The 13578-nt window shown below is 74.9% G+C and carries 15 protein-coding genes; 10 read left to right on the top strand and 5 right to left on the bottom strand.

All coding sequences use genetic code 11. The features are described 5' to 3' along the window. The first annotated feature begins 19 nt into the window (after positions 1-19). Entirely contained in the window at positions 20-1708 is a 1689-nt protein-coding gene (locus RF644_RS04350; protein ID WP_368795552.1) for an ABC-F family ATP-binding cassette domain-containing protein, read from the top strand. 18 nt (positions 1709-1726) lie between these two features. Here RF644_RS04350 and RF644_RS04345 read toward each other — a convergent pair whose 3' ends face one another. Next, positions 1727-2605 (bottom strand): serine hydrolase, encoded by an 879-nt coding sequence (locus RF644_RS04345; protein ID WP_368795551.1) that lies wholly within the window; start codon positions 2603-2605, stop codon positions 1727-1729. Positions 2606-2801: 196 nt separating this feature from the next. On the opposite strand from RF644_RS04345, the gene RF644_RS04340 reads away from it, so the two are divergent. The 7 genes from RF644_RS04340 to RF644_RS04310 all read left to right on the top strand — a co-directional run bounded on the left by RF644_RS04340 (position 2802) and on the right by RF644_RS04310 (position 8799). Continuing rightward, complete coding sequence (locus tag RF644_RS04340; RefSeq protein WP_017835020.1) at positions 2802-3065, top strand: hypothetical protein; 264 nt, start codon at positions 2802-2804, stop codon at positions 3063-3065. Positions 3066-3114: 49 nt separating this feature from the next. Further along, positions 3115-3795: a YqjF family protein gene (locus RF644_RS04335; RefSeq protein ID WP_368795799.1), complete on the top strand. Its 681-nt coding sequence runs from the start codon at positions 3115-3117 to the stop codon at positions 3793-3795. A 256-nt stretch (positions 3796-4051) separates the two neighbouring features. After that, positions 4052-4414, top strand: coding sequence for a hypothetical protein (locus RF644_RS04330; protein ID WP_368795550.1), 363 nt, complete (start codon positions 4052-4054; stop codon positions 4412-4414). A 237-nt stretch (positions 4415-4651) separates the two neighbouring features. Next, positions 4652-5065 (top strand): hypothetical protein, encoded by a 414-nt coding sequence (locus tag RF644_RS04325; RefSeq protein WP_126349613.1) that lies wholly within the window; start codon positions 4652-4654, stop codon positions 5063-5065. 88 nt (positions 5066-5153) lie between these two features. After that, positions 5154-5372, top strand: coding sequence for a hypothetical protein (locus RF644_RS04320; protein WP_368795549.1), 219 nt, complete (start codon positions 5154-5156; stop codon positions 5370-5372). Further along, a complete protein-coding gene (locus tag RF644_RS04315; protein ID WP_368795548.1) occupies positions 5369-6199 on the top strand; it encodes an FAD:protein FMN transferase in 831 nt (276 codons plus the stop codon). The genes RF644_RS04320 and RF644_RS04315 overlap by 4 nt, the downstream gene beginning before the upstream one ends. A 95-nt stretch (positions 6200-6294) precedes the next feature. Further along, positions 6295-8799 (top strand): ABC transporter, encoded by a 2505-nt coding sequence (locus RF644_RS04310; protein ID WP_368795798.1) that lies wholly within the window; start codon positions 6295-6297, stop codon positions 8797-8799. Between the two features lie 56 nt (positions 8800-8855). On the opposite strand, the gene RF644_RS04305 is transcribed toward RF644_RS04310, so the two are convergent. From RF644_RS04305 to RF644_RS04290, 4 genes are all read right to left on the bottom strand, one after another. Continuing rightward, on the bottom strand, positions 8856-9056 hold the full coding sequence (locus tag RF644_RS04305; protein WP_368795547.1) for an antitoxin: 201 nt from the start codon (positions 9054-9056) through the stop codon (positions 8856-8858). Between the two features lie 137 nt (positions 9057-9193). Beyond that, the gene (locus RF644_RS04300) at positions 9194-9709 is read right to left on the bottom strand and encodes a nucleoside deaminase (protein ID WP_368795546.1); all 516 of its coding nucleotides are present in this window, start codon (positions 9707-9709) and stop codon (positions 9194-9196) included. Between the two features lie 29 nt (positions 9710-9738). Beyond that, positions 9739-10500 (bottom strand): YoaK family protein, encoded by a 762-nt coding sequence (locus tag RF644_RS04295; protein WP_133409672.1) that lies wholly within the window; start codon positions 10498-10500, stop codon positions 9739-9741. A gap of 51 nt (positions 10501-10551) precedes the next feature. Next, complete coding sequence (locus tag RF644_RS04290; protein ID WP_368795545.1) at positions 10552-11262, bottom strand: FadR/GntR family transcriptional regulator; 711 nt, start codon at positions 11260-11262, stop codon at positions 10552-10554. Between the two features lie 142 nt (positions 11263-11404). Between RF644_RS04290 and RF644_RS04285 the strand changes: the two genes are divergently transcribed. Both RF644_RS04285 and RF644_RS04280 read left to right on the top strand, forming a co-directional pair. Continuing rightward, the gene (locus RF644_RS04285) at positions 11405-12784 is read left to right on the top strand and encodes a GntP family permease (RefSeq protein WP_035924441.1); all 1380 of its coding nucleotides are present in this window, start codon (positions 11405-11407) and stop codon (positions 12782-12784) included. A gap of 8 nt (positions 12785-12792) precedes the next feature. After that, positions 12793-13560, top strand: coding sequence for a glucose 1-dehydrogenase (locus RF644_RS04280; RefSeq protein ID WP_017835009.1), 768 nt, complete (start codon positions 12793-12795; stop codon positions 13558-13560). Positions 13561-13578: the final 18 nt, after the last annotated feature.

Here is a 13578-nt window from a genome sequence, read left to right as displayed (position 1 = left end):
GCATCGACAGGACCGCACCGTGACCACCACCGCCCCCTTGGCGGCGACCGCCGCCCCGCACCGCCCCGCCCACCTGCGCCTGGACGGCATCGGTGTCAGCCACCCCGGCCGCCGGGTCCTCACCGACGTGTCCCTGACCGTCGCCGCCGGTGAGCGCACCGGCCTGATCGGGGAGAACGGCGCCGGCAAGACCACCCTGCTGCACGTGGCGGCCGGGCTCCTGGTGCCGGGCACCGGCACCGTGCACCGGCCCGAGCGCACCGGACTCCTCCACCAGGAGCTCGACCTCCCCGCCGCCACCACCCTGGAGCAGGTCGTCGAGCGAGCCGTCCGAGAGGTCCGCGCCCTGGAGCACCGGCTGGCAGCGCTCGCCGCCGGCATCGCCGCGGCGCCCGACGACCCCGCGACGGCGGACGCCTACGACACCGTGCTCCGGGACGCCGAGCGCCACGGGCTGTGGGCCCTCGACGCCCGCATCGAGACGGTCCTGAGCGGGCTCGGACTGGCCCGGCTGCCGAGGAGCCGGGCGGTCGGGGAGCTGTCCGGCGGGCAGCGGCGCCGCCTCGCGCTCGCGGCGCTGCTGCTCGCCCGGCCCACGGCGCTGCTGCTCGACGAGCCGACGAACCACCTCGACGACGACGCCGTCGACTTCCTCGCGGCCGAGCTGGCCGGCTGGCGGGGCCCGGTGCTCCTGGCCAGCCACGACCGGTGGTTCCTGGACGAGGTGGCCACCGGGGTGGTCGACCTGGACCCCGCCCTGGGCCCCGACGAGTCCGCCGGCGGCCCGCCCCGGCAGGGCACGGCGTCCACGGGCGGCTACAGCTCCTACCTCCGGCAGCGGGAGCTCGCCCGCCGCCGCTGGGCCGAGCGCTTCGCCGCCCAGGGGCAGGAGCGGGAGCGGCTGCGGGAGATCGCCGAGGTCTCCGGCCGGGAGATCTTCCACACCACGGCCCCGAAGTCCGAGGGGCGGATCACCCGGAAGTTCTACAGCGACCGCGCCGCCAAGACCATCGGCGGCCGGGTGCGCTCGGCCCGCCACCGGCTGGCCGAGCTCGAGCGCACCGCGGTCGGCCCCCCGCCGGCGCCCCTGCGCTTCGCGGGCTTCCACCGGGGCGCGGACACCGGGGCCGACGCCGACGTCCCGCTGGTCCGGCTCACCGGGGCACATGTGGACGGGCGACTGGCGCCGACCGACCTCGAGCTGCGCGCCGGGGACCGGTTGCTGGTCGAGGGCCCGAACGGCACCGGGAAGTCGACGCTGCTCGCCGTGCTGGCGGGGGAGCTGCGCGCCGACGGCGGGACCGTGGAGCGGCAGGGCCCCGTCGTCGTCGGCCGCCTGGCCCAGGACGACTCCTGGCCGGACCCGGCGTGCTCGGCCGAGGCGGCCTTCCGCTCCCGGCTGCGGGACGGCAGCGGCGCCCCGACGCTGGAGGAGCTCGGCCTCCTGCGCGCCGGCGACGCCCGCCGCCCCCTCGGGGAGCTCTCCCCCGGGCAGCGCCGGAGGGTGGCGCTCGCGGCCCTGGTCGCGGAGCCCGCCCCGCTGCTGCTCCTGGACGAGCCCACCAACCACCTGTCGCTGGCCCTGACCGAGGAGCTCGAGCGGGCCCTGGAGGACTTCCCGGGCACGGTGGTGCTGGCCACGCACGACCGGTGGGTCCGGCGGCGCTGGCGGGGCCGGGTGCTCCGGGTGCGGTCCGGGACGGACTGACCGCCCGGGCCCCCCGGCCTACGGTGCCGCGGCCGGGCGGGGGGAGGTGCCGGTGTCCTCCCGCACGTACGCCTCGATCTCCCGCCCGGCGTCCCCGAACCAGGGCGCCGACTCCTCGTAGTCGGACCACCCGTCGGTCAGGACGGCGACGACGTAGTCGTGCCCGCCGAGCTCGACGATCCCGGCGTCGTGCGAGACGTCCACCAGCAGGCCGGTCTTGTGCGCGAAGCCGACGTCCGGGGAGAAGCCCGAGGAGAGGGCGTAGTCGAAGTGCTGCTCCTCGAGGAATCCCATGAGCAGGGCGGTGGAGGAGCCGGAGAGCAGCTCACCGCGGCGCAGCCGCTCCAGGAGGGCGGCGACGTCCGCGGGAGTGGTGGTCATCGCGACGACGTCCTGCGAACCGGTGTCGGGGTCGAAGGTCGTGGCCGTGAAGCCCTGCCCGTGCGCGAAGGCCTCGACCTGCTCCCACCCGAGCCATTGGCCCAGTGCCGCACCGGAGGCGTTGTCCGACCAGCTGATCATCACGTCGAGGGCCTGCTCGACCGTGAGGCCCAGTCCCGGCACGACGTCCGAGAGGGCGAGGGCGCCCCGGTCGGCCCGGTCGAGGACCGCATGGGCCAGGAAGAGCTTGTAGAGGCTCGCGCTCGTGAACGGGCGGTCCGCGTTGCGGGCCACGACCTCCCCGCCCTCCGGGCCGAGCAGCACGACCCCGAGCTCCCCGGGCACCTCGGCGGCGAGCTCCTCCAGGTCCGCCGCCAGGCCCGCGGCGGCGGCCTCGGCCGTCGGGGCGGCGGCCGGCACGGCCCCGTCCCCGCCGCAGGCGCCGAGGAGGAGGGCGAGGGCGAGGCCCAGCGCCGCGGCGCGGCCGGATCGGGCCCCTCGACAGCTCGTGCGCACGGTGCGCCTTTCGTTCCCGGACGGACGGGGACGCGGGCGGTTCGCCCCGGCGGCAGGCGCCGGTCCCGTTCCCGACCGTACCGGCGCCGTCCTGGATTTCCGCTGAGCATCTTCCGTCAATCCTGTCCCCTCTGTTGCACCGGTTTGGAAAGCGTGCTTACCTTTGATGCTCATGCAGAACCACGGAGGAGGGGTCATGACAGCAGCTGCGGGCGAGAGCTGGTGGCGCAGGACGCTGGCGATCGGGTTCCTGTCCTTCGCCGCCCTGGGACTCGCGGGGTGCGACGACCCCGGGTCCGGCGGCGAGGAGGGCACGGAGCAGGAGGCCCCCGCCGGAGGCGAGGAGACCGCCGAGGACGAGGCCACGGACGCCACCGAGGAGGAGAACACGACCGGGCCCATCAGCCCCACGGAGGGCGAGGGGCCCATGGAACAGGATGACGAGCAGGAGGACGGCTGATCCGGCGGCTCCCTGGCCGGCGGCGCCGGGGTTGCCGCGCCCCCACCTGATGGACCAGCGCTGGGAGGACGCCGTCTTCCTGCAGTGGCGGATCCCCGTGTCCGCCGCGGCGGCGCGGATGCCGCCGGGCGTCCGGGCTGACGTGGTCGACGGCTCCGCCTGGGCGGGCCTCGTCGGCTTCCGGATGGAGCGGATCAGGCTCGGCGCCGCGGTGCCTCTGCCGTGGTGGGGAAGCTTCCCCGAGATCAACGTGCGCCTCTACTCCCGCGAGCCGGACGGCACGCGCGCCGTGGTGTTCCTGTCCCTCGACGCCCCGCGGCTCGCGGTGGTCCTCGGCGCCCGCGCGGCCGGCCTGCCCTACGTGTGGTCGCAGTGCCGGGCCGCCGCCCCCGACGGGGCGGATCCCGCTTACGGGTACGACGTCGTCCGGCGCCGCGGACGGACGACGTCCTCCTTCGCCGTGCACCCGGACCGCGCTGCCCGCGCCGACGACGAGCTGTCGCTGGAGCTCACCGCGCGGTTCGGTCTGCACAGCCGGTTCGCCGGCCGCACGGTGCACATCCCCGTCTCGCACGAGCCGTGGCCGCTGCACCCCGCGGCGGTCGCGCACCTCGAGGACGGCCTGCTGGCCGCGGCCGGTCTCGACGTCGACGGCCCGCCCGAGTCCGTGCTGTTCTCACCGGGCGTCCGGACCCGGATCGGGCGGCCCCGGACGGTGCACGGCCCCTGATCCGCCGGCCCGGCCCCGGCCGCCGGGCCGCACCCGCCCGCGCACCGTCCGCGGCCGTCCGGGCCCTCCGTCCCCCGGATCGCGCCGCCCGGCGCCCGACAGCCCCACAAGAGTGGGCAGGCCCGGAGCGCGCGGGAGGTCCAGGATGGAACCAACTCCCGCAGGAGCGACCGGGGGGACTCCGGTCGAGGTCGCTCCCGGAGCCGCTCACCGCCGGGACCGTTCCACCGGGGGAGCCGCACTCGAAAGGCCCGCCGTGACCACTCCGCTCGTTCCCGAGCTGCCCCAGCTGCCCGACTTCTCCGGCCGGTCCTCGGCCGAGCCGGGGGCCGACCGCCCCGGTCGCGCGTTCGAGCCCGCGGCCACGGGCGCCCTGCTCCTGCTCCTCGCGCTGACCGTGGTCCTGGCCGTCCTCGTCCGCGCCGTGCCCCTGGGGCCGCTGCTCACGGTGGTGCTCCTGCTGCTCGTGTCCGTCGGTGCGCTCGCGCTCGGCGCCCGGGGCGGCGGCGATCTCCCGGCGGAGCCGCCGGAGGACCCCGCCGACGGGACACCGGAGACGCAGGGGGTCTACTACTACGACCGGCACGGTCGGCCGGTGGCCATCGACGACGCGTTCTGAGCGGCGCCCCGTCCGGCGCCTCCCGGTCCGGCCCGGTGTCCGGCGGCCGCAGTGGCACCGGCACCGTGTCCGAATCGTGTCCGTCATCTTCACGCACGGTGGCCGATGCACCCTGACCTGCGCCTACGTTGGTGACGTCGTACCAGACACGGGGCCCGGGGGCGTTCGGGGGAATGCGCCGCGGGCCGGCACCAGTCGCGAAGCGCTTCTCGCTTCTCCACCGGATGGGACAGAACCATGAGAAGAACCACCAGGGCAGTCACGGCCGCCGCCTTCGCGGCAGGAATCGGTCTCGTCGCCGCCGCACCGGCGCAGGCGATGGAGATCTACGAGATCAGCGACGCCACGCGGATCGCCGAGGGGGCGGCCGTCGAGGGCACCTACAAGGTCTCGTGCACGGCGGGGAGCAACATCTTCGTCTCCCTCAGCGTGACCCAGCGGGTCTCCGAGGGGCGGATCGCCAACGGCAGCTACTTCCAGCAGTGGGTCTGCGAGGGCGGCGAGGTCGAGTTGGACTACCAGGCCGTGGCCTTCAACATGGCCTTCGACGAGGGACCGGCCGTGCTCTCCGGGTTCATCCAGGAGTGCCAGGCGGAGTTCTGCGGGACCGGCACGAACCTGCCGCTGCAGGTCATCGAGATCGCCGACTAGCGGGACCGGTGGACGGGCCCGTTCCTGCGCCGGCGCAGGAGCGGGCCCGTCCCGCGTCCCCGGCCGCGGAACTCTGCCCGAAAGTCCAGTGACCGGCACCACCCCCGGTCCTATAGTCGAAGTCATCGACCGCACATCTCTCCCCCCACGCCCCCCGCAGCGGCTCGACGACCCCGCCGCACCCGTCCTCCAGGAGGAGATCCTCACGAGGCGGCCGGCGCGCGTCGACGTCGTGAGCGGCGCCGCCCCTGCCGTGAAGGGCTACCGCACGGTCTGCCGGGAGCTCCTCGAGCGGGCCGGGCTGTGAGCGCCCCCGCCGTCGAGCTGCGTCGCCCCGAGGGCCGGTGGCACCGCCACCGGGAGCCCGTCTGGGGCACCACCGTGACCGTCGACGTCCGCGCCGGCGAGGAGGGGCTGCCCCCCGAGCCCGCCGTGCAGCACGCCCTGGACACGGCCGTGGCCAACATGCGGTGGGTCGACGCCGTCTTCTCCACCTACCGCCCCGACTCGCTCGTGACGGCGCTCCGCTCCGGTCTGCTCGACGAGCGCCGGCTCAGCCGGTGGGACGCCGCCCAGGGCGCCCTCCTGGACGTGCTCCGGCGCTGCCGGGAGGCCCGGGAGCTGACCGACGGCTGCTTCGACCCGTGGGCCGTGCGCGGCGGCTTCGACCCCTCCGGCTACGTCACGGCGTGGGCCGCGGAGTGGATCGCCGACGACCTCGTCCGCGTCGGGTGCGCGAACGTCTGCGTGGAGGCCGGCGGGGACGTCGTGACCCGCGGGTCCGCCGGACCCGGGAGGCCCTGGACCGTGGGCATCCGCCACCCCGACGACGCCGACGCGGTGACCTGGACCGTGCTGCCCGGCAACGGCGCGGTGTCGACCTCGAGCACCGCCGAGCGCCCGGCGCACGTCGTGGACCCGCGCACGGGACGGCCCGCCGCGGGCGCCCGGTCCGCGACGGTCGCCGGCCCGGACGCACGGCTCGCCGGCGTGCTGGCCACGGCCCTCGTGGTCGCCGGCCGGGGCGGGGCCCGCTGGTTCGCCGGCCTGGACGAGTGGTCCGCCTGGGGCGTCGACCCCGCCCCCGCGGACACGGCCTGGTCGGTCGGCCGGGAGCACCACCTGGCCCGCTGAGTCCGCCCGCGGCCCCGCCGGTGGCTAGGGTGGAGGCGGTGAGCACCCACCCCGACACCGCCCCGACCGCCGCCTCCGCCACCACCCGCACCGGCATGGTCCGGGTCCGGGGAGCCTCCGAGAACAACCTGCGCCACGTGGACGTGGACGTCCCCCGCGACGCGATCGTCGCCTTCACCGGCGTCTCCGGGTCAGGGAAGTCCTCCCTGGCCTTCGGCACCATCTACGCCGAGGCGCAGCGGCGCTACCTCGAGTCCGTGGCACCGTACGCGCGGCGCCTGATCCAGCAGGGGCACAACCCCGCGGTCGAGGGGATCACCGGGCTGCCGCCCGCCGTGGCCCTGCAGCAGCGGCGCGGCGCGCCCAGCTCGCGCTCCACCGTGGGCACCCTCACCACGCTGTCCAACTCGATGCGCATGCTCTTCTCCCGGGCGGGCACCTACCCGGACTCCGCCGCGGGGAGCCTGGACTCGGACGCCTTCTCGCCCAACACCGCCGCCGGCGCGTGCCCCCGGTGCTCGGGCCTGGGCACCGTGCACGACGTCACCGAGCCCTCCCTGGTCCCGGACCCGGGGCTCAGCATCCGGGACGGGGCCGTCGCGGCGTGGCCCGGCGCGTGGCAGGGCAAGAACCTGCGCGACATCCTGAGCCACCTGGGCCACGACGTCGACGTCCCCTGGCGCGAGCTGCCGCGGGAGGAGCGCGACTGGATCCTGTTCACCGAGGAGCAGCCGGTCGTGGAGATCACCCCGCAGCGGGACCGGGTGGCGAAGCCGTACAAGGGCCGGTTCTGGAGCGCGAAGAGCTACGTGCTGCACACCCTGGCGGACTCCGCGAGCCAGCAGATGCGCGAGCGCGTCCTGCAGTACGTGGTCACGGGACCCTGCCCCGCGTGCGCCGGCAGCGGCCTGCGCCCCGAGGCGCTCGCCGTGACCTTCGCGGGCCGGAGCATCGCCGAGCTCAACGGGGCGTCCCTCGGCGAGCTGGCCGAGGTGGTCCGGCCCACCGCCGCCCTGGAGCACGCCGGGACGGCCTCCCGGGCGGTGTCCTCGGGGGAGCGCAGCGAGGCCGCGGTGACCATTGCCAAGGACCTGCTCGCCCGGCTGCAGGTGCTCCTGGACCTGGGACTGGGCTACCTGAGCCTGGACCGTTCCACGCCCACGCTCTCCCCGGGGGAGATGCAGCGGCTGCGGATCGCCACCCAGCTGCGCTCCGGGCTCTTCGGCGTGGTCTACGTGCTCGACGAGCCCTCGGCGGGCCTGCACCCGGCCGACGCCGAGCCGCTGCTGGCCGTGCTCGAGGAGCTGAAGGCCTCAGGGAACTCGGTGTTCGTGGTGGAGCACGACATGGCCGTGGTGCGGCGCTCCGACTGGGTCGTGGACGTGGGGCCCCAGGCCGGGGACCGCGGCGGCGCGGTGCTGTACAGCGGCCCCGTGCCCGGCCTGGCCGACGTGGCGGAGTCCGCCACGCGCCCCTTCCTGTTCCCGGACGGCGCCCCGCACGGCTCTTCCGACGGCTCGCCCGACGATCCTCCGGGCGGCACGACGGCGGAGCGCACGCCGCGCCCGGTCGAGCGGCGGCTGCGGCTGCGCGGCGTCACGCGCCACAACCTGGTGGACCTCGACGCGGAGATCCCCCTGGGCGTGCTCACCGCCGTCACCGGGGTCTCCGGCTCGGGCAAGTCCACGCTGGTCAGCCAGGTCCTGGCCGAGACGGTCGGCCGGCACGTGCACGGCGGGGCGGCGCCCGCCGACGCCGAGGACGACGCCGCGCCCGCCGCCGGGGCACGGGTGGGCGCCGTCGAGGGCCTGGAGCACCTGGACCGGCTGATCCGGGTGGACCAGCGGCCCATCGGCCGCACCCCGCGCTCCAACCTGGCGACCTACACGGGACTGTTCGACGCGGTCCGCAAGCTCTACGCCGCCACCGACGAGGCGCGGGCCCGCGGCTACGGGGCCGGACGGTTCTCCTTCAACGTGACCGGCGGCCGGTGCGAGACGTGCCAGGGCGAGGGCTTCCTGGCCGTCGAGCTGCTGTTCCTGCCCGGCACCTACGGGCCCTGCCCCGACTGCCAGGGCGCCCGCTACAACCCGGAGACCCTGGAGGTGACCCACCGGGGGCGGAGCATCGCCGACGTCCTGGGCATGCGGGTGGAGGCCGCCGCGGAGTTCCTCGCGGACGTCCCGACCGCCGCGCGCAGCCTGCGCACCCTGCTCGACGTGGGGCTCGGCTACCTGCGGCTCGGCCAGCCGGCCACCGAGCTCTCCGGGGGCGAGGCGCAGCGGATCAAGCTGGCCACCGAGCTGCAGCGGGCCCGCCGCGGCCACACCCTGTACCTCCTGGACGAGCCCACCACCGGCCTGCACCCGCAGGACGTGCAGCTGCTGCTGCGCCAGCTGAACCGCCTGGTGGACGCCGGCAACACCGTGGTGGTGGTGGAGCACGCCATGGACGTGGTGGCGTCCTCGGACTGGGTGATCGACATGGGCCCGTCCGGCGGCGAGGCCGGCGGGCGGATCGTGTGCGCCGGCACCCCGGCCGAGGTCGCTGCGTGCCCGGCCAGCCGCACGGCGCCCTACCTGGCCGCAGCGCTGGCCTGACAGGCCTCGGCCCCGCGCGCCGGGAGGCGGGCGGGGCCGAGGTCAGCGGCCGCGGATCAGTTCTGCTGCTGGTCCTGCTCGTCGGCGCCGAGGAAGCCGCCGGCCTTCTCCTGGGCCTGGTCCACCTGGCCCTCGTACTTGTTGCCGGTGCGCTCGTCGACGGCGTCGCCGCCCCGGTCGATGCCCTGCTGCACCTTGTCCGGGTGCTGGTCCGCAAGGTTCTTCGCCTTGTCCGCGAATCCTCCCATGTCCACCATGATCGTTCCTCTCGTCGAACGGTTCCGGCGGGCGCCGCCCACCGGACGTACCCTTCCATCCTGGTCCCCGGACGGGGCCCCTGGCCACCCCGCGCCGAGGTTGCGGCTGACGGCGACGCCGCCGGGCGCGGTGGCCGTCAGCCGGGACCTCGCGGGTCGGTCCCGGTCCTTTTCCGGATGAGGTGCAGCCGGCGGTGCAGGTCACGCACCGCCGGCGCCAGCTCGGGGCAGGGGCCGTCCACGGGCACCCCCGGGGCCACCTGGGTGATCGGCAGCGCCGCGACGGGGGCGGGCGGGGCGCCGAGCTCGTCCAGCCACCGGCCGAGCTGCGCCGAGGAGGAGGCGTGGACGATGCGGCCCAGCCCCACCCAGGCGTGGGCCGCCGAGCACATGGGGCAGTGCTCGCCCGAGGTGTAGACCGTGGCCGCGGAGCGCTGCTCCGGGGTCAGGTGGGCGGCCGCCCACCGGGCGATCTCGAACTCGGGGTGGCGGGTCGCGTCACCGCCGGCCACCCGGTTGCGGTCCTCGAACAGGACCTCCCCCCGGGCGGAGACCAGCACCGAGCCGAACGGCTCGTCCCCGGCGTCGAGGGACTCGCGGGCCAGCTCCACGCAGCGTCGCAGGTGTCCGCGGTCGGTCTCCGAGATGCCCATGGGCCCAGCCTACGGGCGGGGGCGCCGGCTCACAGGAACGCGCGGGCGGGCGGGCGCCTGCGGGAGAGGTCCCGGGCCACCGGACGGTAGGCCAGGACCAGCAGCAGCAGGGCGACCGGCACCAGGAAGGAGAACCCCGCGGCCAGGTAGCCGACCGTCCCGGCCACGCCGCCCAGGAAGAACAGGCCCACGAGGGTGGTCAGGACCCGCAGCTTCCTGCGGTCCGCTCGGACCGGTTCCGGGCCCGGTGTGCGGTGGGGGTAGAGCATCCTGCCGAGCTCGATCGCGATGTCGGTGACCATCCCGGTGACGTGGGTGGTGCGCACGGGGATGTCGGCGACCTTGCTGAGGAGCGCGTTCTGCATCCCCATGGTGAAGCACAGGACGGCGACGGGCACGAGGCCGCGGTGGTCGTCCTCGACGGCCTCGGCGGTCAGGCTGAACACCAGGATCAGCGCGCCCTCGAAGGCGAGCACGTTCGCGAACCGGCAACCGAGCCCGCGCCGCCGGCCCCAGGTGAAGAGCAGCGAGCACCAGATGCCGCCGAGCACGAACGCGCCCAGTCCCACCGCGCCGAGGGACAGCAGCTCCACGTCCCCGTCCACGAGGTGGTCGGCCATGGTCGCGGTCAGACCGGTCATGTGGGAGGTGTAGAGCGCCACGGCCACGAAGCCCGCCGAGTTGAGCATGCCGGCCACGAGGATCAGCAGGCAGGCCAGGTGGAGGTCGTAGCGGGGGCTCCGGCGGGGCCCCGAGACCCGGGACAGGTAGCCGGTGACGGGTGTGGCCATGCGCTCAGCCTAGGAACGGCGCGGCCCGGGCCCAGCAGACCATCGGCCAGATCAGGCGGTGTTCTCCGTCACGTCGACGACCCCCTCGAGCACCTCCACCACCACGGCGCGCGCCCGCGCCTCGGCCTCGGCCGCGTTTCCGGCGGCGACGGCGGCGGCCGTGGCCTCGTGGTCCTCGAGCGCGCCGGGGTCCGGGGAGCGGGGCATGAGCCCGAGCGCCGTGCGGCCGGAGAGCACCTCGGCCACCACGTCCTGCAGGGCGGCGAGCATCGGGTTGCCGCTCGCCTCCAGCAGCAGCGCGTGGTAGGCGGTGTCCACCTCCAGGTACTCGGGGTCGGTGCCGCGGCGTGCCTCGCCGAGCTCCCGCAGCCGGGCGGCGAGCTCCACCAGTCGCCGCCGGGTGGGGCCGTCGGCCCGGAACGCGGCCAGCCGGGCGGCCACGGGCTCGATGGCGGTCCGCAGCTCGGTCAGGCTACGCAGCTGCTCGTCGCGTCCCGGGCCGCCGAGCCGCCACCGGATCAGCCGGGGGTCGAACGGGTTCCAGTCCCGCGGCGGGCGGACGGTGACGCCCACCCGCCGCCGGGACTCCACCATCCCCATGGACTCGAGCACGCGCACCACCTCCCGCACGAGCGTGCGGGAGACCCCGAACTCCTCCTCGAGGGCCGCGAGCGTCAGGACCGTTCCGGGCGCCCGCGCCCCGGAGGCGATGCTCTCACCGAGCCGGTCCAGCACCCCGCTGTGCTGCTCCACCCCGTGCATGGACGCTCCGTCCGTCATGTGCGGCGCGGTCGCGCCCACCCTGTTGCCAAAAGTATGATCTTTCTGTCAGCCTAGCGTGTGTCGTGGCTCACGACGAGACCCCAGGGCCTGCGCGCAGGCACGAGATCAACGGAGAAACTCAGTGGAAGACTGGACACAGACCCTCGGCACCGCGCCGCTGCTGACGATCGCGGCAGCCGCCATCGCACTGATCCTGGTCCTGGTGATCAAGTTCAAGCTGCACGCCTTCCTCACCCTGATCCTGGTGGCGCTGCTGACGGCGTTCGCCACGGGCATCCCCACGGGGATGATCGTGGACACCGCGGTCACCGCCTTCGGCGGCACGCTCGGCTCGGTGGCCCTGCTCATCGGCCTCGGCGCCATGCTCGGCAAGCTCGTGGAGCACAGCGGCGGCGCCCGGGTGCTCGCGGACAAGCTCGTGGACATCTTCGGCGAGAAGCGCGCGCCCTTCGGGCTCGGCATCGCCTCCCTGATCATGGGCTTCCCGATCTTCTTCGACGCCGGCCTCGTGGTCATGCTGCCGATCATCTTCGCCGTCGCCCGCCGGGTGAGCGGCAACAACGTGCTCCTGTACGGCATCCCCGCCGCCGGTGCGTTCTCGGTCATGCACGTCTTCGTGCCGCCGCACCCCGGTCCCGTGGCCGCCACGGAGCTCTACGGCGCGGACCTCGGCATGGTCCTGCTCATCGGTCTGCTGCTGGCGTTCCCGCTCTGGTACGTCTCCGCGTACCTCTGGGGCAAGCGCGTGGGCACCAAGTACGTCCTCCCCGTCCCGGGCTTCTTCGGCGACGTCGACGACGACCAGCCCGCCAACCCGCCGCGGGTCGGCACCATCATCGCCCTGCTGCTGCTGCCCCTGGTGCTCATCTTCATGAACACCGGCCTGGACTTCCTGCGCGCCGCCGGCGCCGTCTCCGAGGACGCCGAGTGGTTCCAGGTGCTCTCCGCCCTCGGCGAGTCCCCGGTCGCCCTGCTGATCTCGGTCCTCGTGGCCCTGTTCGTCCTCGGCACCCGCCGCGGCGAGCACGGCACCGCCCTGGAGAAGGTCATCGACTCCTCCCTGGGCCCGGTCGCCTCCGTCATCCTCATCACCGGCGCCGGCGGCATGTTCGGCGGCATCCTGCGCGCCTCCGGCATCGGCGACGCGCTGGCGTCCTCGCTGGACGGCATCGGGCTGCCCGTCATCTTCGCGGCCTACATCATCGCCGTGGTCCTGCGCCTGGCCCAGGGCTCGGCCACCGTGGCCCTCGTCACCGCCGCCGGGCTCATGGCACCGGCCGTGGCCGCGGGCAACTTCAACTCCGTGGAGGTCGCGGCCGTGGTCCTGGCCACCGCCGCCGGCTCGGTCTTCGCCGGGCACGTCAACGACTCCGGCTTCTGGCTCGTGGGCCGGCTCATGGGCATGGACGTCAAGACCACGCTGAAGACCTGGACGGTCCAGCAGGCCCTCGAGTCCGTCCTCGGCTTCGCCATCGTCCTCGTCATCTTCTACATCGCCTGAGGCCCCGGATGCGCAACGTCTTCGACATCACCGGCCGGCTCGCCCTCGTCACCGGCTCCTCCCGGGGGCTGGGGCGGGCCCTGGCCACGGGCCTCGCCGAGGCGGGGGCCCGCGTGGTCCTGCACGGGCGCGACGCCGACGCCCTCGCCCGGGTGCGCGACGAGATCGCCGCCGGCACGGGCACCGCCCCGGTCACGGCGGCCTTCGACCTCACCGACGCCGAGGCCGTCCGGACGGGGATCGACGCGGTCCTCGCCGAGCACGGCGTCCCGGACATCCTGGTGAACAACGCCGGGATCCAGCGCCGCGCCCCCTTCGCCGAGTTCGCGGCCCAGGACTGGGAGGACATCGTCGCGGCGAACCTCTCGAGCGTGTTCCACGTGTCCCGGGCCGTGGTCCCCGGCATGCAGGAGCGCGGCTCGGGCAAGATCGTCAACATCGGCTCCGTGCAGTCGGTGCTCGCCCGGCAGACCATCGCCCCGTACTCGGCCACCAAGGGCGGGGTGGTCATGCTCACCAAGGGCATGGCCGCGGACCTCGCCCGGCACAACATCCAGGTCAACGCGATCTCGCCCGGGTACTTCGCCACCGAGATGAATCAGGCGCTGATCGAGGACGAGGCGTTCAACCACTGGGTGGTCGAGCGCACCCCGGCCCGGCGCTGGGGGCAGGTCGAGGAGCTCGTGGGCACGCTGGTCTACCTGTGCTCGGACGCCTCCAGCTTCGTCTCGGGGCACAACGTCCTGGTCGACGGCGGCATGACCTCCGTCCTCTGACCCGGGTCCGCCGCACCA

It is taken from the genome of Kocuria sp. CPCC 205258 (assembly GCF_040981005.1).
Classification (GTDB): Bacteria; Actinomycetota; Actinomycetes; order Actinomycetales; family Micrococcaceae; genus Kocuria; species Kocuria rosea.
This window is presented reverse-complemented; position numbering and strand designations above follow the sequence as displayed.

What these genes read in the sequence shown, in the direction of transcription:
- RF644_RS04340 (WP_017835020.1), top strand. Translation starts at nt 2,802, where the DNA reads ATGACAGCAGCTGCGGGCGAGAGCTGGTGGCGCAGGACGCTGGCGATC.
- RF644_RS04335 (WP_368795799.1), top strand. Translation starts at nt 3,115, where the DNA reads ATGGACCAGCGCTGGGAGGACGCCGTCTTCCTGCAGTGGCGGATCCCC.
- RF644_RS04325 (WP_126349613.1), top strand. Translation starts at nt 4,652, where the DNA reads ATGAGAAGAACCACCAGGGCAGTCACGGCCGCCGCCTTCGCGGCAGGA.
- RF644_RS04310 (WP_368795798.1), top strand. Translation starts at nt 6,295, where the DNA reads ATGGTCCGGGTCCGGGGAGCCTCCGAGAACAACCTGCGCCACGTGGAC.
- RF644_RS04305 (WP_368795547.1), bottom strand. Translation starts at nt 9,056, where the DNA reads ATGGTGGACATGGGAGGATTCGCGGACAAGGCGAAGAACCTTGCGGAC.
- RF644_RS04300 (WP_368795546.1), bottom strand. Translation starts at nt 9,709, where the DNA reads ATGGGCATCTCGGAGACCGACCGCGGACACCTGCGACGCTGCGTGGAG.
- RF644_RS04295 (WP_133409672.1), bottom strand. Translation starts at nt 10,500, where the DNA reads ATGGCCACACCCGTCACCGGCTACCTGTCCCGGGTCTCGGGGCCCCGC.
- RF644_RS04290 (WP_368795545.1), bottom strand. Translation starts at nt 11,262, where the DNA reads ATGCACGGGGTGGAGCAGCACAGCGGGGTGCTGGACCGGCTCGGTGAG.
- RF644_RS04280 (WP_017835009.1), top strand. Translation starts at nt 12,793, where the DNA reads ATGCGCAACGTCTTCGACATCACCGGCCGGCTCGCCCTCGTCACCGGC.